Source organism: Marinobacter sp. H13 (assembly GCF_059072335.1).
On the sequence record NZ_JCACRU010000001.1, the window covers coordinates 3,037,357 to 3,062,877 of the forward strand.

Below are 25,521 nucleotides of genomic sequence, written 5' to 3' on the forward strand. Positions count from 1 at the left end.
CCTGGGGCAGAAGTAGATTCCATACACTCCGAAAATGCTACGCCACGAATTTAGTGAGTTGGAGTTACGAAAATGGCTTCGACCCTTGGGTAATCGTTCCCGAATATATGGGTCACACCGACAAGCAAACCACGTTCATATATGTCTTTTTTGACGCAGTTATGAATCAAAGAAATAATATATTAAAGAAACTTGCGGGAAACGATAGAAAGTTACCACCTTTTAATAATCAATATAAATAGCGGGCGGGCCAAACTTGTTAAATCTCACTGAAAGTACCTCAAGCATTATAGTTGAGATATCCAGAGGCCTGTACTCAACCAATGTAGATGGAATTAATAGAACTTTTGAAATAAAACCGGAGCTGATCGGCTACATTGTTATCAGAGCGTGCCTCAAATATTTGTGTTCTGCGAAATTTGCAAATTTACGGCCTTCGACAAGAAGAAGCGAGTTTTTGAAGATTAGGAATTTTTTTGATTATTTAGGAACCCTAGATTATCCTGTTGCTCTAAGCGCAAAAACACTTTTATACCCGAACTACTTCAATTACCTAAAAAACAAAAAAACGGCGACTACGAATTCGATTCGTAGCGAAGTAAATATTGTCTCAAAAGCCCTTAAATATTTCTTATCACAATCATCGAATCAAGGCGATATAGGAATAGCTCAAAGATTGATTCCAACCAATCGCGCTCTGAAAAAACCTTCGCCTAAAAGGCCAAAATTGTCAATGAGCGAGATTTTCCCGCATTGTCCATACTCTAATCTTGAGCTCCTCCACTCTTTACGAATAGTCTGTAGCTGGATAATAAATCGAACTGCGCAAGAGCGAAACGAATTATTGGATAACGAAAACGTTGTTGGGGAGCTACGCCATATATTCGATGACCTATGCTTTTCCTCTTATCCCATCATATTGAACAGTTCGTTGAGTTCGAGACAAAGAACCTTAAACTCCTCACAGGAACTTTCAGCACGAAAAATCTATGGAGAGATGCTCAAGACGGCAGCCCAGAGCAAAAATTCAATGCTCGTGAACAGAGCGTTTCGGTCAATAATACCTGCAGGTTTGAAGAATCGAAACTATAGATCGCCTTCTGTTCAACGCATGAGAGAGCTCTTAAACGACTGTATCAAATTCGACACTGGCTTTAGTTTTAATTTGATCAAAAATCACAGTAAATCATTCGGTAATGAGTTCGGAAATTCCCACGGTGGTTTCTCAACGAACTATAGCTTCACAATACGCGATCTGGTCTTACCGACGTATGTCGAGAACCTTTCCCTTGCTTATATTCTAGCGTCGGACCGAGTCCAGACCGCTGCCTTGCAATCTATGAGGGTTGATGACTTTTCCATATCGGAAAGGACATTGGTCTACAGTCATTATAAATTTCGGTCAAATAAGACTATTCCGTTTACATCGCCAGAGTATAAGCGGCAGTCCTACATTTATCAGGCAATTAAATACTTTGTTGAGTTAACGCAACAAAGCGAATCTTATATCGCCAACGCAGAAAGAAATCTCTTCAATCCGCATTGTGGGCAATTCTGGAGATTTGCGCTCGGTCCGTTAACTTCTTATGAGTATTTATTTGGTGATCTTTGCGTCGCGGACTCAATCCCTCGAAACCAATGTGAAATGGATTTACTGGGTGATGAAAAACCATTCTTGTGGTTAATGGAGAATGTTTTATCAAACCATGAGGCTGTAAAGGAACGGATTAAACAAGAAGATTATCGCCGAAACTACGGCACTGTAAAAAAGCGGATAAAAAATGTCATCAAAACAACTTTAAGCGTCGATAATATTGGGCGAAGCCGTGTTTTACTTGATCAGTCGACCTTTGACGACGCGGAACTAGACGACCCTGAGGTTGCCGCTGCACTTACAAAACATACTCAGAAAACAAAACGAGAAGTATATCTTGCTCGGTCAAGAGAACCTGAACATATTATAAAGCAATCCCATTTTCCCAGGCAGGTTGGCGAGAAAATGATGGAGGATGCGTCAAAGTTGTCATTTATGCTTGAGAACACTGAAGTTGTCGATCTGGAAAAAGCATCGTCACTACTGGGTTTAAAGGCGCCCGCTGCAAGCTTGGAAGAAATTTCTCAGAAGATGATCGATGATCTAGAATTTGGCTTGTTTGGAGAGCTAACCTTTTCTGACAAGACTGTTATTATTAAAAGTGAGGTAACCAGCGCTCTCATACAGGCATATGTGAAGAAGCTTGATTCAGTCCTGAGTTCGGTTTTTGAAAAAAATACGAAAACTTTCCAGAGCCTTATGACAAAGAAAATCTACCTTTTGGAAATTCTCGACCAGTTTCCGGCACATCTTAAAAAGGCAGGTTCAGAACTTCAAGCAAGGCTGAATTTTGAGTTTCCAGAATTGTTCGAGGCACACTCATGAGCACCGTCTCTTCAAAAGCATCAGGTTCGCAAGAACAGAAAGATCTCGAAACGCCGCGTTTCAATCGTCTGGGCGATGAGAAATGGTATATCACTGATGAAACGTCATCCGATATCTTGGTGTTAAATTGGGCATCTTATGAAGGCTCGTATGTAAAGAAACTGTGGGCAAAGGAAATGGTTGTTTTCTATTCGGGTGGTTACGTATCGGAGGACGGAAAGCTTGTCGCCCGTAAAAGTACGATAAAGGGCTTTGTCGTTGATCTCCGAAAAATTCTATTATTTTCTAGTCAACGTAATATAACGCTTGAGTTTCATCGATGGGACAGGGAGCTGATCACAGAGATGTTTCGGGCTAATCTTCTTGGGGAATTGTTTTTGTCTGCGCAGGATAAACCAGACGGTTTGGCTTCTCGTGGAAGCACAAATGGTTTGTTCACTGTTATAAATGTTAGTAATCACGCTTTTTCAGAGGGTGCAATTTCTGATGGTTTCGCGATCTGCTTTCATAACCGGAGAAATTCGGCGAATGCTATGTTTGGCGACCTTCTTAAAAAGCATGGCGTCCACATAGATGCATATTTTAAGGGAGGGAGTTTCGGTGAGGTTGCTACTGAAGTTGCGATGCTTCTTCTAGCAGAAGCAATTGCGGTGCTTCGATCTGACCAGACGCGGGCGGCAGTCGCCCTCTGTAAAGTGCAGAGATCGCCTGATCAAATTCGGCATGATTTAGTCTATGGAAGGGAATCAGGCAATCGGGTCAGTCTGAATAAATACATGAAACAAGGTAGAATCTTTCCGGAGTTTAGAAATCATGGTCATAGAAGGAATGCCAGAGAAAAAATTCTGAGACTTGATGCTTTATTCACGGAAGTAATTGGGCGAGAACTGTCTGCGCTATTTTGGAACTCACACGGCGAGTTCGTTAATTATTGTGCAGAGGTATATGAGGCTTGCGCGGTTATATTTCTCTGTCTTACGGGCATTCGTGTTTCTGAGCTTTGCACAATAAAGGTAAGCGATTACGAGAAGAGAAACAGTGGTGAGTGGATTTTCAAAAGCCAAGTAGATAAAACCCACGCTGGAGGAAGCGAGATTAGAGTCATGCACGGCTTGGTCGCAGAAGCAGCCGATGTGCTTGAGGCGCTGAGCTACTCGGACAAACGGACAGACAATGTTGGTTTATTTAGCCGGAATTTATGTCAAAACATGGTGGACAGGGGTGAAGAAGGAGAGTACTTCCACCCAAAAAAGGATACAGTTTCGTCCTATGTAAAAAGGTTTTACGCCCGTTTTATTGATAAACACGGAGATGCTGTTACAACGAAAAATTCTTCAATCAGTCCCCATCAGTTCAGACACAGTTTTGCTGCGTTCGCCTTACGACGATTTGATGGAAACGTTCTGGAGGCTATTCGGCAACACTTTCTACACGGTGAAGGCAGTGGCTATACAAAGAAGTACACTGACGGCAAACTCACCCCAAGCGTAATGAACCAGCTAGAGCGAGATTACATTAATGAGCTGGTTGCCAGAATTGCGACGTCTGAAGACCAATACGAATTCGTTGGCGGCGTCGCACTCTACATAAGGAAGCGGGTCACTGAAATTATTGGCGATAGTCATGTATTCCTTCCAGTTGGCGAGTTTGAGGAAGCAGTCGATGAAATTGCCAGGGATTTTGACATCATCAATGCTCATGAATATGGCTATTGCATGTTCAGTTCGAAGAGAAAAAGTCAAGCTCTTTGTAGGGACCCAAGAACTAATCTTCCCGATCCACACCGATTTTCGGGTTTTTCTGTTTGTTCAGGCTGTCCGATGAACCTGGTACTTCAACCCCATGCCGAAGCTATTAAAAGGTTGGGTGTCGCCCATCAAAATTTCATTCAAAAACATCCTCTCAAAATCCGGAGCAAGGCTGTCGATGCGAGCAAAAAAGCTATCAAAAATGCAGAGCGGATTCTCCGTGAATTAGGAGAGATATAATGAGCACTTTTGATTTGGAGAACTTCGTATCCCCGTTAGTTAACGATGCACCTTCATGGGTAGCAGAAGGAAACAGTCTAACTAAAGCGCTCTACTCAAAAGTGGTGGAAGAAGTCAAAGAACTTGAGGGCTTGATTGACCAGGGCGATGAATTGAGTTTGCGAGAGCGCACAGTAATCGCTTCGAGAATCGCTCTCTCATTGAACATCGATAAGAGCAATATTAGGTCTTCGCGAAGACCGGAACTCATTGATTTTATCGAGCGAGAAAATGAAAAATTAATCAATCGTTATGAGGCTTTAAAGCTTAAGGCGCGTCGTGGACGTCATAAAACAAAGTCAGAGACAGAGACAGAGAATTTGGTGCTGCAAAGGCAGCTCCACGAAATGGAAAACCTGAAAATGAAGGAATTTCTGGAAGCGGCTATTGAGCGAGATTTGCTTTCGACGCAACGCAACCTGAAAGAGAAAAACGAAGCTCTGGAGTCTGAGTTGAGCGCATGCCGCAGACGGAATGCCGGTTTGTCCGAATCTAACCGTGAGCTTATTAAAGAGCTTGCGCAACTGGCGGAAGAGAGAGATCAGTTAAGACGACTGGTTGCCCAGACGAAAGGTGGGAGTTGACCATGGCAAACGGACAGCAGAAAGCGCGGGAAAACCTTGTTGCCTTTCAGCGTTGGGCCGTTACGCAAACCGATGATGATTTCAAGCAGATCGTCTCTCGCGGCCAGCTAAACCGTGGCGAAGTTGCCAACGCTATCGGTATCGGAAAGAGCGCCTTGCGCCAGAATCCGGCGATAAAAACGGCCTTGGAGCATCTCGAAACGGACCTCCGTGAAAGAGGCGTATTACCGCCACTGCTAGAATCCGCACAGCAACAACGGTCTGCGCCAAAGCCTTACGATGCCAGCGCCAATCAGCGGTCACTGCAGTCAAAACGACTCTCCGTTCTGGAGCAGGAAAACATTGAGCTGAAAGCCCGCGTAGCAACGCTGGAAGCCAAACTCAAGCGCTATGGCGAGTTATCTGAGGTGCTGACGGAATTTGGTGTCGCCCCATGAATGAAGACTATTTCCGCGTAACCAGTTGTCAGCATGAAGGCGCAAAATACACGATCTTTTCTGGTGTCCCGCTGAAAGCCAACAGCTACCGCATCAACAGCGGGAAATACATCATCTCCATCCGGTGCGAAAACCAGTCTCTGCCCATCAAACCATCTGTAGGCCAGCAATGGCGCGTGCGTGGTGAGCGGGTATTGGAGGCGGTTCAGGCAGGCGACTTTGAACTACAGCAGCATGTCTATAACGCGCCGGTTGAAATGGAATGCACGTTGCCAGAATCCGGTGAGGCACTGATCCGCTTTATTGCGTCAGACAGAGATTTCACCGGCATTGGTGAGGCGAAAGCACGGGCGCTCTGGGACGCCTTCGGCAGCCAACTACACCAGATGCTGCGATACGACACAGCGGATCACAGGGAGCTTCTGAAGGGCATTCTGAGTGATGTATCGGTAGACGCCCTATACAACGGCTACGCCAAATACCGAAACCTCGCACACGCTAATTGGCTGGCCTCGCTCGGAATCCCGTTGCGTATCCAGCAACGCATTCTGAAATACCACGATGAACGCACTGTCGATGTCCTCAAGAGCAATCCCTATGCACTTCTTGGATTTGGGATGGCGTTTACGGACATTGATACCATCTCAGAGCGATTAGGCTTTGCGAAATCTGCGCCCCAGCGCCTTGCCGGGGCACTGGAGACGGCAATCCGCAAACAGGTTGAAAAGGGGCATACTTACGCCACCCACAAAGCCCTCAAGCCTTTGGTTAACGAGCTTTTACAGGACGCCGAACTGACAACGGCCGCTTTCGAAAACGGGCATCAGAGCGGCCAATTTATCCTCCGACCCGATAACGGCACCTACCATCCTACCGCTCAAATCATGATGGAGTCGGTCGTTGCCAAACGCCTGAAATCCATGGCCAGCATGACTGACTCAGATGAGGAGGTATTCAAAGCCTTAACCGATGCGGTTCTGGATCTGCCTTATGACCTCACGGAACAACAGGTGCAGGCCGTTGAATCCAGTCTGACCAACTCTGTGTCCTGCATTATCGGTGGTGCCGGAACGGGCAAAACGACGGTGCTGAGGACAGTTCTCAGGGCGTACAACTCACTGGGATATGAAGTTCATGCGGTTGCCTTGTCTGGCAGAGCGGCAATGCGGCTGCACGAGAGCATTGGCTTCTTCACCATGACCATTGCCCGGTTGCTTCGAGAGGAGCCGATAGAGCCCACGCTGGATCGCCCAAAGCATGTCCTCGTCATCGATGAGGCGAGCATGATTGACCTTCCGACCATGTACCGACTCATTACGCATCTTGATCCATCAGTTCGGATCATTCTCACTGGCGACCCCAATCAGCTCCCGCCAATCGGTTGCGGCAAAGTGTTGTCGGACATCGTTGAGTCAGGTGCGGTGGCGACTCAGGCACTTCGTATTGTGAAGCGTCAGGAAGGTGCGACAGGAATACCTGAATACTCAGCCACCATCAATCGTGGCGAGGTCCCTCGCTCGTTGTCTTGTGGAGCGATTACGTTCCATGAGGCGAGTTCAGAACAGATTGTTGATCGGTGCAAGGCGCTCTATGCAGATTCTCCTCAGCCCACTCAAATCGTCGGGGCAACCAAGGCTTTAGTCAGAGAGCTGAATCAGGAGTGTCAGCGGCTGATTAACCCAGATGGTGAGCGTCTGCAATTTACCCTCTATGGCGAGGATTTCTACCTGGATCTCCGATTGGGTGACCCTATCCTGTTCACCAAAAATAATTACAACCTCGGTATTCAGAACGGCTCGTTGGGCGTCTTGACCTCGACAGAACGTGGCTATCAGGACGATCAGGACACCTATGGCGTGGTGACGCTGGATACAGGTGAGCAAATTCCGATCACGGAGGAAATCTTCGATTGTATGGAACTGGGCTATGCCATTACGCTGCACAAGGCCCAAGGTAGCCAGTTCCCAAGAATCGTAGTCGCAATCCAGAAGGGGCGGATCTCAGATCGAGCTTGGCTCTATACAGCGGTGACTCGTGCAGAAGCCGAGGTTCATATCGTGGGGAACAGCAGCGATTTTGCTTCAATGGCGAAGTCAGTGAGTAATGCCAACAGGCGAGCGAGTTACTTGAAAGATTTGTTGCTCGAAGGGAAGAGGGATTCGGGGGTTAGCCATTGACGGCACGCCCCCTCATCGCCGGTCGCGGCCATCGGGACCTCTCCCTGTACCGCAATCCGATCATAGCGGAACTGATAGCGACACCATAGTTTGGCCGCCCACTGTCACGTTAAGTTGGTCGCTCTGTTCTCAAAGCGGTCCTTTTTTACGGTGCCGCGACTGACCGTTTCACCACAGAATCAAGCCAGAGTAAAAGATCCTCTCCTAAACAAAAGCGAACATTCGAGAGCCATCCATTTCCGCCCATTTTTCCCTCCAGCGCCTTTCTGATACCCATGATTCTCAAAACTCAGAAACGTTCGATTGACCGGTTGCGACCGGTGAATCTCGATGGCAAAACGACCTGTCGCTAAAGTGGGGGTATAATGAAAAACTCTCAAAAACGCCAAAATTCCTGTGGTTTAATGTGCACGGCTCTGCACACTTTTCACAGACGCGCCGTGTATGTGGCTGATTTAATGTTGGAAAATTTTGGCCTTCTGTATTTAACTTGCAGAAACGTGCACGGATAAACCGCGTGCACACTTTTCACGGACGCAGAAACCCGAAAACGGCCAGCGATTGGCAGGTAAGGCTATGAAAAATCTACGCTATCAGGGGTGTGAAGCAGTTTTGGACACGGTGGCACGGATGCGGCATTACTACGAATGCAAACTAATAAGCTGTTAAATTCAAGGAAGAGAGGCAAACATGGAGAAAGTTGTCACAGGCCTACTGGTGCTCGTAGGCATCATTCATCTCTTGCCGGTTTCCGGGGTTCTGGGCGTGGAACGTCTTGCCGCCCTGTATGGCGTTTCTCTGGGTGAGCCCAACATCGAGATTCTAATGCGCCACCGGGCCATCTTGTTTGGTCTTCTTGGCCTGTTTCTGTTGTATGCAGCGTTCCAGCCATCTCTGCAAACGCTGGCAATCATCGCGGGCCTTATCAGCGTTGTCTCCTTCATCGCTATTGCGTGGTCTGTCGGCGGGTACAATGACTCTGTCCGTAAGGTCGTCATCGCAGACATTATCGCTACAGTCGCGCTCGTTGCTGCTGGGGCAATCCATGTCGTCGGTCGCAACCAAATTTAACAAGGCGCATCAATTCGCGGCCGGTGGCCGCCGGACGCCCTTTTCATTGCGGCTGCGCCTCCATTACAAGTGCGCCGTTGTGCGCTGGCGTTAGGGGCCTGGCAATACGTTGATTACGTGAGCATTTATGCACATAGCAAGATTTAGTGGAATTCATATAAGAAAAGATGATTCGCCAACGGTGGTTGACGAAATGCTTGATATGGATGATACCCACGTTTATCTGTGTTCGGTAGGCGAAGAAAAAAGCTGTCAAAATTACAGAGCTATAGCAATAAGAAAGTTCCACCCCAAAGAGTCAAACTTGGTTCAGCTAGCACATGAAGAAAGAAGGAAATGTGAGGCATCAATAGAACACACAGCTAATATTTTGAGCATTTCAGCATGTTCAGAGCATATAATACTATCTGAGTTACCTGTTATAGCATTTAAGCCAGATAAACCCGAAGAGGAACAATATATTGCGCCTCTGTTGGGAGAGCTTGGCTGTTCCGGCTCTTCTCGCATGGAATTAGGTAAATTGCTTTTAGGTGATCTTCGAAATGCTTTAGAACTTTTTAAAGATAGAACAGCGGGGTTGGCAGCCTTAACAGCAGCGCTCAATTGTAATACCAAGCTTTCTCAGTTCCGAGAGCTAGTGCGATTTTTTGAAATCGCATTTCGCATGCCATTTGTACAAGTCGATAAAAAACTCCATCAATACCTGAGCTTAACAAGGCTAGAGTATAGTCGATCAGAAATTAAGAAATGGAGAAGCTTTCGACATCCTTCGTTCCATGGTGATGGGGCAATAAGCCAAGAAGTAATCTTTGAGCTTGATGTTGCACCATACGTGGAACGCATGAAAATAGCTGCACTAGATGTACTTTTAAATAAGGAGCAATGGAATAGCAAGGATATTAAAAGACGTCTAGGGTATGAGTTACCTGGATTTTCTAAAAATGGCGACAAGTTGATTGCTGCAAACAATTACATACAAGCTAGATTGGTAGCTATGGATCAGTTTAACGTATGGAGCATAAAGTCACCATCTATAGATGTGGGAAAATTGGAAGCTGATGGTTGGCGATTTACACCTTTGAGTTACGCCGAATCAGAAGTTAATTAGGAGCTCTGCCCCTAACAAGAGGCTGTGGGGGCGATACCATTTTCCTGCACTACACTCAGTTCATCTGTTCCATCCGAATGTTCGCTTTGCGACCTCAGCGTGCCTTGTTTCCGAATAGCGGACCGGGTAAACCCCTATTTGAAAAAGGACCGCTTTTATCAGAAAGCGGCCAATTCTGCTCACCTATGACTCCATAGTTTGGCCAAAGCGGCCAATCTATGGTCGGAATACCAGAACATCGCTGGTCCTTAAATACCTCGGGTGAATCGCCGCTTGCGGCGAGAGGGCAGAGCCCTTGGATACCGAGAATAGGTTAAATTGATGAGTCGATCAGTCAACAAAAATGTTTTGGAGGAATGTTTTGGAGACGCTAATTGTTTCTGCGGGGAAACGTTCTAGAACTGTCATCGTTGACACCTGGATTTCTAAATCAATCACGGCTCCAACTCAAGCATACAAGGGTGTCCAGTCACTCACTCACTTCCAGTCAACAAAAAAGTTCAGTGATAACCAGAACAGCCGGGCCGAAGCGCTAATCGCAGCTTCAACAACCACGGTCCGATTTGCCGACGGCGATCGGTGCCGGGTAACCACGGGCCGCTGGATCAGTCCCTTCACGGGAAAAGTGATTCAGAATAGCGGTGAGATCGATATCGATCATGTGGTACCGCTGGCCTGGTCTTGGGCGCATGGTGCCGACGATTGGAGTGATGAAAAACGGGAGCGCTTTGCTAATGACCCTGTGAACTTGTGGCCAGTCGAGGCGAGCTTTTCGAAAGACCAATATCGAATAGGAAAAGCATTGCTTTTGTAGTCGGATCGGCAAAGTATAAGAAGACCATTCAAATGCCGGTGACGATGTGACTGTTTTCATCGAGAAGCAAGTCGATTATCAATTTAACGGTCACCGTTTTGAGCCCTTCTGGCTTATCCTCAATGAGCGGCGCAAACCACCGCTTCTGCCGCTTATGTTCACTACCTTTCTAGCTCGATTCGGCGCTGTCTTTGAGATCAAAGAATTGTCCGACGGAACGTTGCAAGGGCGCACCGGCAAGCTCTACGAACTGGTCGAGAGAGAGGTCTCTGATGCGACGATGCGAGCCTATATCTACGCGTTGGCTCAGTTTTTGGGCTACCTGGAAGAATGTCGGCTGAGTCATCAGACGGCGGGACTGCATGCCTCTTCGTCCTGTAGTGAGCGATTCGTGAATCATTACCTCAATGAGGTGCTTTCAAACCGTCTTAAATCCTCGCAATCCCTCCAGACCCATCTATCAGCACTCACTGCTTATTATAACTTCCTGCATTACATGGAATTCTCTTCACGCCTGGCGCTGCGCGTTTATCGACGGACCCGGCAGGCCATGGCGGAACGGAACACCAAACAGCATTACATCCAGTACGTTCCGAGACACACGCGTCTCACATTGCTGAATCATTGTGAAAAGCTGGCTGAAAAACTCATGATGAGACTGGGGTTTGAGGTGGGGCTCAGGACTGCGGAGTTGCGGGGTCTGCGCACACCAGCCTTGTGTGTTCTGTTCAAACAGTTGGATGACCGAGCTTACGACCACGTCGAGCAGTTTAGGTACTGGCTGGAGGGTCGCTATGCCAAAAACAGCAAGAGTGGTTGGGTGTATTTTGACAGAGAGTTGCTTTCGGATATGAGACGGTATTTTAGTACCGAACGCCAGTGGGCGATTGACGAAAGCGGAACGGCGGATGAAAGCTTTTTTCTCAGAACAGATCCGCGATTCCTCGGTACGGGCATCAGCGAGTGGCACGCTTCACGACGCTTTCGACAGAGGGCCGATGAGGCTGGTTTGCACTCCAGTCTGAGCTTTCACGATCTCCGCCATACCTTCGCAACGGAACTGTTTCATGAAGAACTCACGGGGCCTGACGGCCGGGAAACACGCTCGGAATCGGCAGCGCTTATTGTTGTTGCCCAGCGACTCCGGCACACCGTCGGGCGAGACGGTCATGCTTCATCGGTCACAACTCGGTACATCCGCATGAGACTCCAAATGTTAGAACTTGAGGGCGGGAGGTGAGTGAAAAGTTGGACGGAGTGGCTGAGCTGGCGCATGCACCGGACGATATGGCTAAAGCATTCGATCAGACGCTGCCGGAACAACCCACATATACATCGATTAAGCCTACTCGAATCACATACAACACCCAGGCTGGTACCACTCAGATCATCGCCTTAACCCGGGAAAACAAATTTCACGAAGCCATTTTCCAAGGGGCCTCTGCCACATTTCAATCAGACTGGTTTCATGGCCTTACAGAGACATCGCGACGAGCTTATTCGGACTCCATACGCCGATTCATCGATTGGGTAAATGAAACGGGTTACGAAAGCACTGATATCAATCGTTACGATTGCCTGAAGTCCTACGAAGCGTATTGCATGAATCAGCAGGGCCAGAAGCGCAGCCCGTTAGAATTCTTAACCGCAGTTATGAACAGGGCCCTGGCTAGCCCCGGCCTGACGGACGAGGATTTCGGCTATCTGAAGACACTACTGAAGGTGTCAAAGCCTTCAAAAGGAGGGGGTGCTAAGCCATATACCCTTACGGACTGGTTCAATCTGCCCTGGCTGCGATCTGTTCTCGGTGAGCAAAAATACCTTCAACTGGAAAGCCCAAGCAGAATGTTTTTGAGCTTTCGGGTGACGATTGCCGAGACACTACTTCATCTACTGGACGTCCGGGCAGAATGGCAGCAACACCCCATCACAACGTTTGAAGAGTCTGCTTGCGGGAAGAACTGGTTTCGTAAATGGAACTACAAGATATTAAGGCGTTTTGGTTCGTTTGATTCCGCAGGGCAGCCGCGAGAGGCATGGACAGAACTGCTGTGGCTGGATTTGGTTCGCCCCTCTGACCGAGGGTCTATTAAAACGCTGTTATCGCAGAGCGGCATTGAAAGCTTGGCCTCTATGCCTCGGGTCTGCGGCCAACGTATTCGATCCTGGGCTCGCTCTCCCACCATTTATCATCCGGATTATCAACACGTTTACTCCCCTCTTGAGGAGCGCCTGATGGCCTGGTTGGTTGCCTGTGAAGCGGTGCAGCCAACCGATATTCCCAAACTGAAAACAACGGATTACGCACACGAATTCAATCAATCCGGTCGCCTGATTGCGATGGAGTGTTGTTACTACAAGGGCCGTGCCAGCTCGACTCGGCAACCAGCGATCCTGATGGCGTCCGACTGCTGGACAAAAGCCCAGTATCGCTACTTAACAGGTTTGCCGGTCTCTAGCCCTGTCTTCCAATTCAACGTTATGTCAGAAAAAGCGATGCCGGACATTAGAGAAGGTTTCGCGCAGAAAGGAGATATCTCTTTCTTGTGGCGAATCTGGCAATTGCCTCGCGTCCAGCGGCTAATTGACGCAGCTTTAAGGCGAGCCGGTGCCAGTTCGATTTTTCTGGACGCCGCGTTGGCGCTGACTCAGGGCAGCGAGCCTGTGGGCATTTTCGCAAAGACATCCGAAAATAATATCGGGGCGTATCGCGAGTCGGTCGCGCGCCCGCTTCCTCAGAACATATTTTCTCTCACGCATGTGAAGACCACTGCCGTCCATGCGGGGTCGGACCGTTACCGTGACGGTGACCTGATCAACCACCACTCGCACACCTCGGCAACCGAAAAGCATGCTTATCTGACCGACGCCAATAAGGATTTCGTCAACCGTGCAGGTCGGGTCACCCGCCTGGTTCTGAACGATCTCCAGAATGTTGTATACCAACCATCCGTCTCCGCAATGGCGGCAGCGGTGAACGATCTCGAGTTGAACACTCGCGTGGTAGAGGCCACCGGTTCAGAGGACGCTCGAGTTCATTCGATCGATCAGTCGATCAAACGGATCCAAAACGACGATGTCATCCTCGTTCCTGACACAGTGGAGCAGGCGCTGCTGTTTATTCATACGATCGCCGAAGCCGAGACTCGGCTACCGCAAATGCTGGCAGTTCGGCCCGATTGGGTCGAGCGCACACTGTTGATCCGCGTTGAATGGATGACGCGCAATCTGGCTCGTATGCGTTCTGCTGCTGAGGCCCAGAAACAATATGCCGACCTTAAGCCCCATCTGCCCAATTTGTTTGATTACCTACTGGAGACTGTGGAATGACCGCAACGACAGCACGTCGGCATCGGAATCTACCGGATCTCAATGAATTGCAGGCACGTCTCAACGCTTTGCCTGGTAACCGGAGTAATCAATTTACGGAGAACGTATGGCAATTCATCAACCTGAGGGGAAAATGTTACACAGTCGACTTTGACACTGTTTTGGCACTGTCTGAGGACTACCCAGACTGGGTGCGGGAACAGGGTATTGATCCCGTCTCGCTCTCCAAAGAGATCTGGCTGTCCCTCGCCGAATCGACGACCGTCAACAGCTACACAAGAAGACTGAAAGGACTGAGGCTATGGATGGTCGCCTTGGCGCGAAGAAACCTGCCCCGCCTCACCCGCGAAAACAGCCGAGAGGTGTTGGCCTTCATGCTAACGAACAATTGGAGAGGGGGACGCCCCTCGCCGCTTAAAGCCGTACGCAGTCAAATAGACATGACGTTTCTCATGCCCCTTCAAGCGCTGAAAGACGCCACTTCGGAGTTGGGCCTTGACTGGATTTCTCGGGATGTGACCGAAGCTCATGTCAGGAAGCAGTTCAAGGAGCTGATCCCTGAACTGACGGATAATAACCTGACCTACCAGGATTGGAAAAAAGGCCAATCCTTTAACCTGCTTACATTGGATCATGGAAGATATTATGTGGAGCACTGTCTCAATTTTTTTGAGGAGCACGCCGCGCTTGCCTGCGCCCTCAGTCAAACATTGCAAGCCTTTGCGACGATTGCCACGGATCTGGGCGTGAGCCAGACATCTGTCAGGGCTCATATCTCACGGGTCCTTGAGGGGCGACCGGTCACCGAGATATGGCCAAGTAGGCCAGCATTGGGGCAGCGGGTGCAGACGCCTGTTGTGGATTACTTCCTGGAAGCTCACCGTCAGGCACGCTTCGAACATCACGTCCTGAAAGAAAATGTGTTAGAGCAGATTGGCGAGGCTTTCGGCCTTATCCCGTCACCAGAGACCGTAGACCGCCTGCGGGTTATCATCTGGAACTGGCTGCGCCGGGAGGATATCGAGGAAACGCAGTACCTTCTGGGGGAATGTCAGAGGCCGGTGCCCTGGCACTTGTTCCTGCAAAATCTCGATGCCATGAAACAACGCTGTGACCAAAGTGGCTCTTTTGTGCCCACGGTGGCATTTTTTAAATCCTTTGGCCTTGAAGGAACGGCCTACGAGGGCGGAAAAAAGACGAAAGGTGGCTACAGTCTGCCTCGCCAATTCATTGAACTGGTCGCGTCAGCTGGCTTAGTCGGTGTGGTGGCGTTGACCGGATGGCGAGCAAGCGAGTTCGGGTTTTCCTATTCTGACATCCAGCGCAACCGAAACATGGACAAGCTGGATCAGTATGCCTTCCCGCATCGCTATCAGGTAGATTGGTACGTCTATAAGACATCCGGGCGAGTCCGACAGTTACGGGAAGTCACTTTCAGTGCTGTTGCTATCGCTGAGCGCCTGGGGCGTATACATGGCTCTGACCATGACCGGCCATGTTTGTATGGAACATTAAATAAAAAAATCCCCTCCCAGTCTGAAGAATCAGTGCTCAGAGCCGTCGGTGGCCTTTGGCCGCACTACGTCCAAAACTATGCCGGTTTTGAACTGATCGATAACTGGGGGTCGTGGCAAAGTTTGGCGCAAGTTGAAGCATCCGGCGATTTGCTGACGATGGACCAGTACCGGGAAAAGGAACGGCTTTTGGTATCGCGCTCCGCCGACGAATGGAACGAACTCACAATAGACGGGAATTTACGAGAGGCGCATCGTCGAACCCGTGAAGAGTGGCCTCGGCTGGCTTTCTTTTTCCAGAAATCTGTCGGCGACAAGAAAGACTGGGTGACCCAATACCGTAACGGTACCCTGCGGCCAGACTGGCGGGCTCTGCTTAACACTCACCTGTCCGACGAAACACGGGATTGGCTTTTCTCACTCAGTGAAGTCGAGTGCCGATCGGGGGAAACATCCAAAACTATCCACAGCGAGGTGCTGGGTGAGGCACTGTATCCAAGCCCCCACGCGTTCCGCCACATGTGGGCAGAGGCGATTTACCGACGGTTTGATGGTGATGCAGGCTGGATGATCCGCAGCCAGTTCAAACACATCAGTCGAACCATGTGGCTGGCTTACATCCGCGATAAAGACAACCGCGCAGGCCACCAACGGGTGAAGATCCGTGTCATTAGTTCGCTTGTCCACAACTACATCAAACATCACGGCGAAGGCTACGCCGGTCAAATGAACAAGTTACTGCGCCGCCTCCTCCGGCAGACGCGCGTCCAGAGCCCGGAGCAACAGACGGAATTGGCCGAGCAACTGGCAAACATAGAGGTTGAAAACATCAAGGCGAATCCCTGGGGGTATTGTTTGCTGATGCGGCGGACCAGGTATAGAGCCAGATGTGCCGAAGAGGGTGAACCGATGCGCCACAATGCGTCCCCTGAGCTGTGTCTGGGGTGCGTCCATAATCTGATGCAGACGACCAATGTCGAGTGGATGCTTTTTCAAATTGCGTCACATGTTGAGGTTCTGAACAACCCGGTCGTCCCGGACATTTTCAAACAGCCTTCGTTCGAGCTGGTGCGCAATGTCACACGTCACGTCCGGACGCTGAACGCCCGCCACGAGGCACTACCTGAGCTTGAATCCGTGTTAACAAGTTACAAGTTGAGGGCTGCGTAATGGTGATGGAGTATCTAAAAAAACGTGCGGAGGCAGGGGCCGGCAAAGGACTCGAAGATCGTCCAGACTGGGTTTCCGACAGAAACGCCAGTGCTGCCGCCTGGCAGTGTGTTGAGGATATGAAACGAGAGAAAGCGCTCTACATTCGGCGTCACCGCACGCCTACGGATTTTCTCGTGAAGAAAAGTTATCAAATCAAAGGCTCCGAAGTCGCCGCAGTGCTCGGCATGAACCGCGCGACGCTCATGAACACGTCGAGCTATTCACCCCATCTCAAACAGTACCTCGATGCAGTAAACGTGGATCTAGACGAAGCCAAGAGCGCGAAACTGAAGCGGGCTGAACGCCCCACAGCCACCGGGATCAGGAAGAGCCGGAAAGACGACCTGGTCGATCTGGTCAAGGAATTGCGGATGAAGAACGAAGCGTTGAGGACATTGGCAGCAGAACCGTTGGACGAAATCTTCGAAGGTTTACCTCTGCCGATAAAAAAGAAGTTGGGGATCGCCTGATGACGAATGGACAGCAAAAATCGAAGCAGGTCACCACCCGAACACCGCAAGTCCGTACGTCAGCATACCGACCATTACGTTATCGATAATTTGCACCCAGACGAACTTTTCGAGTGGGAGCCAGACAATCTACTCGGAAGATCTGAAATCGCGTTCAAAGCAAGTGGTACCCTGTGTATCTATTGGTCTCGTTGACCGGGTCGTCGGCACTAGCTCCACGATTCTATTAACTTCTGAATGCTAAGGTCACTGGGAGCGCGGGTGGGGCGGCACCCTTGCCATCTCTATTGCCAGATTAACGTCTGTACCTTGGTACGGGGCCGAGTGGACACAGGGCTAACCGAGATCAACACCGGCCCGAAGCCAAATATTACTGGGCAGATTGCTCGTCCCTCTGGGTTATATGCCCCCTGATCCCTTCATGCAATGACCCAATCAGCGGGCAGGTAATATTGCCTTGTTGGGCGTGGCATCGGTCAACCATTTCGCCCAGAACCAACTCGACTTTCTTCAGCCTGTCGATCTTTTCGCGCACGTCCCGCAACTTATGCTCGGCCAGAACACTGGCTTCCTGGCAGTGGGTGCCGTCTTCGAGCCGGAGCAGGTCGCTGATCTCATCGAGACTGAAGCCTAACTGCTGCGAAGTTTTCACAAAGCTCAACCTGCTGATATCGCTGGGAGCGTAGCGTCGAATACCCCCGAGAGGACGCTGGGGCTCCGGTATCAACCCACGTCGCTGGTAGTAGCGGATGGTCTCAACTGAGACGTTCGCCGCCTTAGCCAGCCCCCCGATGGTCAATGAGTTCATTTCATCCGACATTTGCCTTGACTCCGTAGTTGACTACGGCTTTAAGCTTAACTTATCGAACAAGGCCATAAAAGGTGCAATCACAATGTCAGAGTTGAAATCAGAGTCCAAATCCGGTCGCGGGTCATTAATCGCAGGCGGGGTCGCAGCAGTGCTCGCATCGGCCTGCTGTCTTGGCCCCCTGGTCCTGATCGCCCTTGGTGTTTCCGGTGCCTGGATCGGCAACCTTGCCGCTCTGGAGCCTTACCGGCCGTGGTTTATTGGTGCTGCTCTGTTGGCGATGGTCTTTGCCTGGCGTCGGATATACCGGCCCGCGCAGGACTGCGAACCGGGCGAAGTCTGCGCGGTACCGCAAGTGCGCACTGCTTACAAGATCACCTTCTGGATCGTCGCGCTGCTGATACTGACCGCGCTGGCGTTCCCTTTCGTCTTACCGCTGTTTTACTGAAACCTGATCCAACCTATTTACTGAGAGGCACCACACCATGAAAAAGTCCCTAATCACCGCCGTACTGTTTACGCTGTTCAGCCTGCCTACCCTGGCGGCACAACAAACGGTGACCTTGTCCGTTCCAGGCATGACCTGTGCGGCCTGCCCGATTACCGTCAAAGCCGCCCTGAAGCGGGTCGACGGCGTAAGTGCTGTGGATGTCCGATATGAGGAACGGGATGCGACGGTGACCTTTGACGATGAGAAAACCTCCGTTGAGGCGCTGACTCAGGCCACCACCAATGCGGGTTATCCGTCCACCCTGAAATAAACCGGGACGACCAAGGAGTAACCATGAAAGATCCCAAGACGCTGTTGCGAGCGAGTGCTATTGGCACTGTCGTGGTCGCGCTGTGCTGCTTCACGCCGATTCTGGTGGTTTTACTCGGATCCGTTGGTCTGGCAGCGCTGACCGGCTACCTGGATTACGTGCTGTTGCCGGCGCTCGCCATTTTTATCGGCCTGACCTGCTACGCCGTATGGCGTAAAAAGAAATACGACGCCTGCTGCGATAGCCCATCTACCAAGGAGTCACATGAATGAGTAACGACAACCTGCATATTGCCGTGATTGGCAGTGGCGGCGCTGCCATGGCCGCCGCCCTGAAGTCAACGGAACGCGGAGCACGGGTCACCCTGATCGAGCGCGGCACCCTCGGTGGCACCTGCGTCAATATCGGCTGTGTGCCCTCGAAAATCATGATCCGGGCTGCAAACGTGGCTCATATGCGCCGCACCAGTCCGTTCGACGAGGGTATCGAGGCAAGCGAGCCGTCCATTGACCGGCCCCGGTTGCTGGCCCAGCAACAGGCCCGGGTCGATGAGCTTCGTCGCGACAAGTATGAGGGCATTCTCGAAGACAATTCGGCGATTACTGTCGTGCGGGGTGAGGCCCGTTTTACCGACGCCAATACGCTGACAGTGACGCGAGCCGACGGTACGGAGCGCGAGGTACGCTTTGACAGAGCGTTCATTGGTACCGGTGCGCGGCCTACCATCCCACCGGTTCCGGGCCTGTCCGATACGCCGTACTGGACGTCCACCACGGCACTGGCCAGCGACACCATTCCGGACCGGCTGATTGTCATCGGGGCGTCTGTCGTGGCAGTGGAACTGGCACAGGCGTTTGCCCGACTGGGCAGCGAGGTGACCATTCTGGCACGCAGCCGGCTATTTTCCCGGGAGGACCCGGCCGTGGGCGAGGCCATTGAAACTGCGTTCAAAACCGAGGGTATCAAGGTTCTGAATGACACCCAGGCGAGCCAGATCAGTTATACCAACGAGGAATTCGTGCTCGACACGAACGCAGGGGAACTGCGCTCCGATCGGCTGCTGGTGGCCGTGGGACGCACACCGAACACAGACAGGCTGAATCTGGAAGCGGTCGGTGTCGAGACGGATCGCGGGTCCATTGTCGTCGATGAGCAACTCCAGACCCGGGTGCCGGGCATTTACGCTTCCGGCGACTGTACCAATCAGCCCCAGTTCGTCTATGTGGCGGCCGCAGGTGGTAGCCGGGCCGCGATCAATATGACCGACGGCGATGCCCGCCTGGATCTCAGTGCCATGCCGGAGGTGGTCTTTACCGAGCCGCAGATCGCGACTGTCGGTTTGTCCGAGGCCGACGCCGAGGCAAGAGGCTACGTCACCGACAGCCGTACCCTGACCCTCGACAACGTGCCACGGGCTTTGGTCAACTTTGATACCGGAGGCTTCATTAAAATGGTCGCGGAACGTGAAAGCGGGCGGTTACTGGGTGTGCAGTCCGTGGCGGGTGAGGCCGGCGAACTGATCCAGACCGCCGTGATGGCCATACGCGCGGGCATGACCGTCAACGAGATTGCCGATGAGCTGTTCCCGTACCTGACGATGGTTGAGGGTCTGAAGCTGTGCGCTCAAACCTTTACCAAGGATGTCAAACAATTATCCTGCTGCGCGGGATAAGGCAAGGCCCCATGAATGATGTGCGTGAAATCGTAAATCGGCTGGGCCTGACCGGAGAAGCGGAGGCCACGCTTCATGTGGCGCTATTGCGTGAGCTGGTCCAGGGTCGTCCGGTCACTCTTGAGCGGCTTGCAGCGTCGCTCAACTGGACGACGGACCAGGTGGTGCAGGTGCTGGAACAGCTGCCTTGCGGAACCGTCGAGTATGACGGTCAGGGACGGCTGGTCGGCTCAGGCATCACCCTGCGTGAAACGCCGCATGCGTTTGTGGTAAACGATCAGCCGCTCTACACCTGGTGTGCACTCGACGCCTTGATGTTTCCGGCTGTCATTGGCGAACCCGCACAGGTTCGGTCGCGTTGTCCCCACACCCACAAGCCGGTCACCTTGACGGTCACGCCACAGGAAGTGCTTTCGCTCCAGCCAGAGGACGCGGTTCTCTCGCTGGTTTCCGTGGCCACGGACGGCGACATTCGCAGTGCCTTCTGTTGCGATGTCCACTTTTTTGCTTCTCGATCTGCCGGGGAAGCGTGGTCCGGGGACAAACCGCACGCAAGCATTGTGACTGTTCAGGAAGGTTTCGAACTGGGTCAGGCCATTGCCCGGCAATTGCTCGACAAAGCGGAGAGTGACTGACATGACGGTGAATACTCTAAGAGCAGAACCTGACGTTGAACGCGGACCGGAAACACAAAGCCAAGGGTATGTCATTTCCCAGGCGGCCCGTTGCTGTGGTCTGTCGGTGCCGCAAATTCGGACGTACCTGGATATGCGACTGGTGCAGGCCTGCGGAAAAACCTCGGGGGGCTTTCGCTTGTTTGATTACCGCTGTCTGGAACGGCTGAAGTTCATTGGGGCTTGTCGTGAGGCAGGCCTGGGGCTCCCGGAAATCGCCGAGTTTGTTCATGCGCTCGACAACGGGGATGAGCAGCAGTGCCGCACAGCCAAGCGGCAAATACAGGATACTCTTGCCGTTAAGAGGGCGGCGCTGAATCGCTGTACCCAAGTGTTGACAAAGGCAGAGCGTGGAGCCGGGTTAAGCGATTCAATTTCGCCATAAGTGAACGCCTACACCGGAGCGGTGTCCAGAGAAAAGACACGGCTGTCTACACCTTACTTTCCCTATCGAGATATTGAGGTAACCATGAGCAGTAATACCCATCACTTACTCGAAGATGCCCAATCCCGAATGGCTGACATTTACGAGTGGCTGGAGGTGGCTGACGATAGTCGCCACCGCCTGGGGCAACCTAAACGCATCCATCAGGCCAGTTTGTCGGTGCGCATGGATGATGGCTCGCTGCGAGTTTTTCCTGCCTGGCGCGTGCAGTACGACGATACCCGTGGCCCCACCAAGGGCGGCATTCGCTTCCACCCCGATGTCACCGAGGATGAGGTCGCGACACTGAGTTTCTGGATGACGTTGAAGTGCGCTGCGGTCGACCTGCCGTTTGGTGGTGCCAAAGGGGGTATCTGTGTCGATCCGAAGACCCTCTCCCGCCTGGAGCTGGAGCGATTGTCCCGCAGCTATATCCGTGCCTTTCACGATGTGATCGGCCCTGAACGCGATATTCCGGCCCCCGACGTCAACACTAACGCCATAATCATGGGCTGGATGGTGGATGAATACGCCCAGATCGAACGTCGGCACGTGCCCGGCGTCATTACTGGTAAGCCCCTGGGACTAGGGGGCTCCATTGGTCGTGAGGAAGCCACTGGTGCAGGTGCGTTGCAGGTGTTGGACTTGTGGGTAAAACGGCAGCACCAGAAACCGGAAGATCTGACAGTGGCTGTCCAGGGGTTCGGTAACGCCGGCCAGCATTTTGCGCGCCTGGCGCACGATGTCGGTTATAATATTGTCGCATTGTCTGACTCCCAGGGTGGCATCTACAGTGATGAGGGGTTGGATCCTTCGCCCATCCTGCGTCACAAAAACCGTACCCGCGAACTCAAGGGCATGGTCTATTGCGACGATTCCGTGTGTGACCTCGCGGACACGCAGTCCCTTAGCGGCGACGAATTGCTGGAACTGGACGTCGATGTTCTGGTGTTGGCCGCACTGGAAAACCAGATAACGGACGCCAACGCAGATCGGGTCCGGGCCAGGATGATCGTGGAGATCGCTAACGGCCCCGTCAGCAGCGACGGTGACCGCGTCCTGAAGGATCGTAATATCCCGGTGATCCCGGACATCATCGCCAACGCCGGCGGCGTGATAGTCAGCCATCTGGAATGGGTTCAGAACCGGATGGGCGATTACTGGTCAGGCGAAGCCGTGGAAAAGCAACTCAGGCAGCGTCTTGAGCGTGAAGCGAATGCCTGTTTCAACCTGGCGGAGGAGAAAGCCATACCCTTGCGCACAGCCGCCTATATCCAGGGTGTCGGGCGGATTGTGGATGCCATGGCTCAACAGGGCACTCAAGGCTATTTCAATGACCAACTTGGGTGAGGTGAAAAGCGACGGTGGCGGTCATCCCCTTACTGCTGGGGTGCCCACTTCATGTCTGAACTGAACTCTTCTCTCTCTGGCATTGTCCTGTCTACGCTCACAGCCGTTATGCCAACCCTAGATTTGTCTCGTGGAGCGCACGAACAAATGTTGCGGGCTGAGTTGAAACTAAGAATCAATGATGGTCGAAATAACGTTGCAAAAAAATGTTGCTGTAAAAAAGCTGAGCAGTGCATGGATTTCAGAGGTTCGAGAAAAATTAACAACAAAAATCAGTTATGCCTACTTCGTATAACTAAATCTGAACCGGAATAAGGGCGCCAAGGGTCCGGACGAGTGGCTGCCGCCGTCGGGTCAGTGTCAGTATGTCGCCCGTTTCTCTCGGATAGTGAAACAGTATGGGCTGCAATCCACACCGACCGAAGCTGCGTGGTTCCGTGACTTTTTGAATACTTGTCGCCCATAACCAGGGCCAGTGGGTCTTCGGAGTAGAGCAAACCAATGAGTCCTGTATACCACGTCCCCTTGTTTGCTTTTCTGGAGACATACTGATAGTTCGAGAAATTACAATTCTGTGCTGGCGTCCTTCCTGGCTTCACTGGGACCTTTGGCGCATGCAACTGATTCGAAGCCCCGTTTGGCTGTGCTGTTCATAGCTGAGAAAAATGGCCGGCACGCCAAGGCGTTTGCGCAGGAATAGGGTTAGGCAAAAACTGCTGTTGACCTGGGCTTCTATTAAAGAGCTGTGCCGACCTCCTCATAAACAAAAGCGAACGTTCTAGTCAGAGCTTTTCTCCAGAGCTTCGAAGCTAGTCGTAGCCATCTCATCCAGAGTGATGAGCGGAGCAAATTGCAGACGCTGAATGATTACATGGCAGAGATGCATATTCCGGCCCATCGTGACCGCCCATTCCGTTTGAACGTGACCGCCTGTTCCGGGTGATCGTGACCGCTCATTCCGTTTTATCGTGACCGATTTTGGACGTTTTTCCGGAATCGCTGGTCACGATGCCGGAATCCCCGGTCACGTTCCTCCGGAATCATTGCCAACACGCTGGAATTCTTCAACTTTGTCCGGCATACCCCTTCCTTTTTCATCACGAGGAAGGGCGGATGCCGGCAGCGAGGATTTCCATGCGACAGATCATCGAGGTCTTGCGCCTCAAGTACGAAGCGGGCCTGAGCCATGAGCGCATTGCCCGTGCCTGCGGACTCTCCAAGGGCGTGGTCGGCAAGTATGTCAGCCTGGCCACCGCGCAGGGCATCACCTGGCCGTTGCCGGAAGGCACGGACGAGGCACGACTGGAAGCCCAGCTCTTCCCGGCCAAGACACCCCCATCTCGATTTGCTGAGCCCGACTACTTCCAGGTCCACCAGGAACTCAAGACCAAGGGCGTCACCCTGCAATTGCTCTGGGCTGAGTACGTCGAACGCCACGGCGACAAGGCCCGCCGGTACAGTCAGTTCTGCCATCACTACCGGCTCTGGCGCGGCCGGCAGCGGCGCAGCATGCGCCAGGTCCACCGGGCCGGCGAGAAGATCTTTATCGACTACTGCGGTCCCACCGTGCCGGTGGTGGACCGCAGCACCGGCGAGATGCGTAAGGCCCAGGTCTTTGTGGCTGTGCTGGGCGCGTCCAGTTATACCTTCGCCGAGGCCACCTGGAGCCAGAGCCTGCCGGACTGGATCGCCTCCCACCAGCGGATGCTGGCGTTCTACGGTGGTGTGCCGGAACTGCTGGTTCCGGACAATCTCAAGGCAGCGGTCACCAAGGCAGACCGATACACGCCCCAGCTCAACGAGACCTACGCGGAACTGGCAACCCATTACCAGACGGCGGTCTTACCGGCCCGCCCCTACAAGCCCAAGGATAAGGCGAAGGCCGAAGCCGCTGTGCTGCTGGTTGAACGCTGGATCCTGGCCCGGTTGCGTCACCGAACGTTCTTCTCACTGGCCGAACTGAACTCGGCGATTGCAGACCTGCTACCGGCACTGAACCAGCGCCCGTTCCAGGGGCGCTCCGAGAGCCGCCAGAGCCTGTTCGAAGCGCTGGACCGACCTGCACTCAGGCCACTGCCGGCAACGTCCTACGTCTACGCCGAGTGGCGCAAGGCACGACCGGGCATCGACTACCACATCGAGATCGACAAACGCCTGTACAGCGTGCCTCACGCCCTGGTGGGTGTGAAGCTGGATGTTCGGGTGACCGATACGTCCGTTGAGGTCATGCACAAAGGACAACGGGTAGCCCTGCATCCTCGCCACGGCAAGAGCCGCTTCGTGACCCTGACCGAGCACATGCCCAAGTCCCATCAGGCCCATCAGAACTGGTCACCGGGACGGTTCCTGAACTGGGCCAGTGACATCGGTCCCGCCACGCTCGACGTGGTACAGCGACAGCTTAAGGATCGCCCTCATCCGGAGCATGGCTACCGATCATGCCTGGGGCTGTTGAACCTGAGTCGACGTTACAGCCGTGACCGGTTGGAGCAGGCCTGTAGTCGAGCACTAGCTATCAACTCGGCCAGCTACCAGAGCATCAGCTCGATCCTGAAACAGGGGCTGGATCAGCTCCCGTTACCCCTGGCCGAGGAGGAGTCGGAACTGACAGAGCTGCCAGTACACACCAACGTTCGCGGCCCCCGCTACTACCACTGATCCCGGAGAAA

At 52.2% G+C, this 25,521-nt stretch carries 21 protein-coding genes; 20 read left to right on the forward strand and 1 reads right to left on the reverse strand.

What is annotated here, in order from left to right; all coding sequences use genetic code 11:
- Window positions 1-457 precede the first annotated feature (457 nt).
- From AC5JQH_RS14060 to AC5JQH_RS14115, 12 genes are all read left to right on the forward strand, one after another.
- Window positions 458-2,419: a hypothetical protein gene (locus tag AC5JQH_RS14060; protein WP_493805705.1), complete on the forward strand. Its 1,962-nt coding sequence runs from the start codon at window positions 458-460 to the stop codon at window positions 2,417-2,419.
- Window positions 2,416-4,407: a site-specific integrase gene (locus AC5JQH_RS14065; RefSeq protein ID WP_493805706.1), complete on the forward strand. Its 1,992-nt coding sequence runs from the start codon at window positions 2,416-2,418 to the stop codon at window positions 4,405-4,407. The genes AC5JQH_RS14060 and AC5JQH_RS14065 overlap by 4 nt, the downstream gene beginning before the upstream one ends.
- The gene (locus tag AC5JQH_RS14070) at window positions 4,407-5,030 is read left to right on the forward strand and encodes a hypothetical protein (protein ID WP_058091436.1); all 624 of its coding nucleotides are present in this window, start codon (window positions 4,407-4,409) and stop codon (window positions 5,028-5,030) included. Before AC5JQH_RS14065 ends, AC5JQH_RS14070 begins: the two co-directional genes overlap by 1 nt.
- A 2-nt stretch (window positions 5,031-5,032) precedes the next feature.
- Window positions 5,033-5,467 carry a VPA1267 family protein gene (locus tag AC5JQH_RS14075; RefSeq protein ID WP_431474599.1) on the forward strand — a complete coding sequence of 145 codons (435 nt, stop codon included), beginning with the start codon at window positions 5,033-5,035 and terminating at the stop codon, window positions 5,465-5,467.
- Window positions 5,464-7,644 (forward strand): ATP-dependent DNA helicase, encoded by a 2,181-nt coding sequence (locus AC5JQH_RS14080; protein WP_058091438.1) that lies wholly within the window; start codon window positions 5,464-5,466, stop codon window positions 7,642-7,644. Before AC5JQH_RS14075 ends, AC5JQH_RS14080 begins: the two co-directional genes overlap by 4 nt.
- A gap of 690 nt (window positions 7,645-8,334) precedes the next feature.
- Window positions 8,335-8,715, forward strand: a complete 381-nt coding sequence (locus AC5JQH_RS14085) for a phosphopantetheine adenylyltransferase (RefSeq protein ID WP_493805707.1) — start codon at window positions 8,335-8,337, stop codon at window positions 8,713-8,715.
- A gap of 127 nt (window positions 8,716-8,842) precedes the next feature.
- The gene (locus AC5JQH_RS14090) at window positions 8,843-9,823 is read left to right on the forward strand and encodes a hypothetical protein (protein WP_493805708.1); all 981 of its coding nucleotides are present in this window, start codon (window positions 8,843-8,845) and stop codon (window positions 9,821-9,823) included.
- Window positions 9,824-10,184: 361 nt separating this feature from the next.
- Complete coding sequence (locus AC5JQH_RS14095) at window positions 10,185-10,637, forward strand: GmrSD restriction endonuclease domain-containing protein (protein ID WP_493805709.1); 453 nt, start codon at window positions 10,185-10,187, stop codon at window positions 10,635-10,637.
- Window positions 10,638-10,683: 46 nt separating this feature from the next.
- Complete coding sequence (locus tag AC5JQH_RS14100) at window positions 10,684-11,877, forward strand: tyrosine-type recombinase/integrase (RefSeq protein ID WP_117619684.1); 1,194 nt, start codon at window positions 10,684-10,686, stop codon at window positions 11,875-11,877.
- On the forward strand, window positions 11,874-13,967 hold the full coding sequence (locus AC5JQH_RS14105) for a hypothetical protein (RefSeq protein ID WP_117619683.1): 2,094 nt from the start codon (window positions 11,874-11,876) through the stop codon (window positions 13,965-13,967). Before AC5JQH_RS14100 ends, AC5JQH_RS14105 begins: the two co-directional genes overlap by 4 nt.
- Complete coding sequence (locus AC5JQH_RS14110; RefSeq protein WP_493805710.1) at window positions 13,964-16,651, forward strand: hypothetical protein; 2,688 nt, start codon at window positions 13,964-13,966, stop codon at window positions 16,649-16,651. The genes AC5JQH_RS14105 and AC5JQH_RS14110 overlap by 4 nt, the downstream gene beginning before the upstream one ends.
- Entirely contained in the window at window positions 16,651-17,163 is a 513-nt protein-coding gene (locus AC5JQH_RS14115) for a hypothetical protein (protein WP_117619681.1), read from the forward strand. The genes AC5JQH_RS14110 and AC5JQH_RS14115 overlap by 1 nt, the downstream gene beginning before the upstream one ends.
- 370 nt (window positions 17,164-17,533) lie before the next feature.
- On the opposite strand, the gene merR is transcribed toward AC5JQH_RS14115, so the two are convergent.
- Window positions 17,534-17,983 (reverse strand): mercury resistance transcriptional regulator MerR, encoded by a 450-nt coding sequence (merR, locus tag AC5JQH_RS14120; protein WP_117619680.1) that lies wholly within the window; start codon window positions 17,981-17,983, stop codon window positions 17,534-17,536.
- A gap of 73 nt (window positions 17,984-18,056) precedes the next feature.
- Between merR and merT the strand changes: the two genes are divergently transcribed.
- From merT to istA, 8 genes are all read left to right on the forward strand, one after another.
- Window positions 18,057-18,419 carry a mercuric ion transporter MerT gene (gene merT / locus AC5JQH_RS14125; protein WP_117619679.1) on the forward strand — a complete coding sequence of 121 codons (363 nt, stop codon included), beginning with the start codon at window positions 18,057-18,059 and terminating at the stop codon, window positions 18,417-18,419.
- 37 nt (window positions 18,420-18,456) lie between these two features.
- The gene (merP, locus tag AC5JQH_RS14130) at window positions 18,457-18,732 is read left to right on the forward strand and encodes a mercury resistance system periplasmic binding protein MerP (RefSeq protein WP_117619678.1); all 276 of its coding nucleotides are present in this window, start codon (window positions 18,457-18,459) and stop codon (window positions 18,730-18,732) included.
- 23 nt (window positions 18,733-18,755) lie between these two features.
- On the forward strand, window positions 18,756-19,004 hold the full coding sequence (gene merF, locus AC5JQH_RS14135) for a mercury resistance system transport protein MerF (RefSeq protein ID WP_085919224.1): 249 nt from the start codon (window positions 18,756-18,758) through the stop codon (window positions 19,002-19,004).
- Window positions 19,001-20,404, forward strand: a complete 1,404-nt coding sequence (gene merA / locus AC5JQH_RS14140; RefSeq protein ID WP_117619677.1) for a mercury(II) reductase — start codon at window positions 19,001-19,003, stop codon at window positions 20,402-20,404. Before merF ends, merA begins: the two co-directional genes overlap by 4 nt.
- Before the next feature lie 11 nt (window positions 20,405-20,415).
- On the forward strand, window positions 20,416-21,039 hold the full coding sequence (gene merB / locus AC5JQH_RS14145; RefSeq protein ID WP_117619676.1) for an organomercurial lyase MerB: 624 nt from the start codon (window positions 20,416-20,418) through the stop codon (window positions 21,037-21,039).
- A gap of 1 nt (window position 21,040) precedes the next feature.
- Complete coding sequence (locus AC5JQH_RS14150) at window positions 21,041-21,463, forward strand: MerR family DNA-binding protein (RefSeq protein ID WP_117619675.1); 423 nt, start codon at window positions 21,041-21,043, stop codon at window positions 21,461-21,463.
- 84 nt (window positions 21,464-21,547) lie between these two features.
- The gene (locus AC5JQH_RS14155) at window positions 21,548-22,852 is read left to right on the forward strand and encodes a Glu/Leu/Phe/Val family dehydrogenase (RefSeq protein ID WP_202348408.1); all 1,305 of its coding nucleotides are present in this window, start codon (window positions 21,548-21,550) and stop codon (window positions 22,850-22,852) included.
- A gap of 1,113 nt (window positions 22,853-23,965) precedes the next feature.
- Window positions 23,966-25,510 carry an IS21 family transposase gene (gene istA, locus AC5JQH_RS14160; RefSeq protein WP_011786424.1) on the forward strand — a complete coding sequence of 515 codons (1,545 nt, stop codon included), beginning with the start codon at window positions 23,966-23,968 and terminating at the stop codon, window positions 25,508-25,510.
- Window positions 25,511-25,521 lie beyond the last annotated feature (11 nt).

Coding starts and splice junctions, on each gene's coding strand:
- AC5JQH_RS14065 (WP_493805706.1), top strand. CDS start 2,416: ATGAGCACCGTCTCTTCAAAAGCATCAGGTTCGCAAGAACAGAAAGAT.
- AC5JQH_RS14070 (WP_058091436.1), top strand. CDS start 4,407: ATGAGCACTTTTGATTTGGAGAACTTCGTATCCCCGTTAGTTAACGAT.
- AC5JQH_RS14075 (WP_431474599.1), top strand. CDS start 5,033: ATGGCAAACGGACAGCAGAAAGCGCGGGAAAACCTTGTTGCCTTTCAG.
- AC5JQH_RS14080 (WP_058091438.1), top strand. CDS start 5,464: ATGAATGAAGACTATTTCCGCGTAACCAGTTGTCAGCATGAAGGCGCA.
- AC5JQH_RS14085 (WP_493805707.1), top strand. CDS start 8,335: ATGGAGAAAGTTGTCACAGGCCTACTGGTGCTCGTAGGCATCATTCAT.
- AC5JQH_RS14090 (WP_493805708.1), top strand. CDS start 8,843: ATGCACATAGCAAGATTTAGTGGAATTCATATAAGAAAAGATGATTCG.
- AC5JQH_RS14110 (WP_493805710.1), top strand. CDS start 13,964: ATGACCGCAACGACAGCACGTCGGCATCGGAATCTACCGGATCTCAAT.
- AC5JQH_RS14115 (WP_117619681.1), top strand. CDS start 16,651: ATGGTGATGGAGTATCTAAAAAAACGTGCGGAGGCAGGGGCCGGCAAA.
- merR (WP_117619680.1), bottom strand. CDS start 17,983: ATGTCGGATGAAATGAACTCATTGACCATCGGGGGGCTGGCTAAGGCG.
- merT (WP_117619679.1), top strand. CDS start 18,057: ATGTCAGAGTTGAAATCAGAGTCCAAATCCGGTCGCGGGTCATTAATC.
- merP (WP_117619678.1), top strand. CDS start 18,457: ATGAAAAAGTCCCTAATCACCGCCGTACTGTTTACGCTGTTCAGCCTG.
- merF (WP_085919224.1), top strand. CDS start 18,756: ATGAAAGATCCCAAGACGCTGTTGCGAGCGAGTGCTATTGGCACTGTC.
- merA (WP_117619677.1), top strand. CDS start 19,001: ATGAGTAACGACAACCTGCATATTGCCGTGATTGGCAGTGGCGGCGCT.
- merB (WP_117619676.1), top strand. CDS start 20,416: ATGAATGATGTGCGTGAAATCGTAAATCGGCTGGGCCTGACCGGAGAA.
- AC5JQH_RS14150 (WP_117619675.1), top strand. CDS start 21,041: ATGACGGTGAATACTCTAAGAGCAGAACCTGACGTTGAACGCGGACCG.
- AC5JQH_RS14155 (WP_202348408.1), top strand. CDS start 21,548: ATGAGCAGTAATACCCATCACTTACTCGAAGATGCCCAATCCCGAATG.
- istA (WP_011786424.1), top strand. CDS start 23,966: ATGCCGGCAGCGAGGATTTCCATGCGACAGATCATCGAGGTCTTGCGC.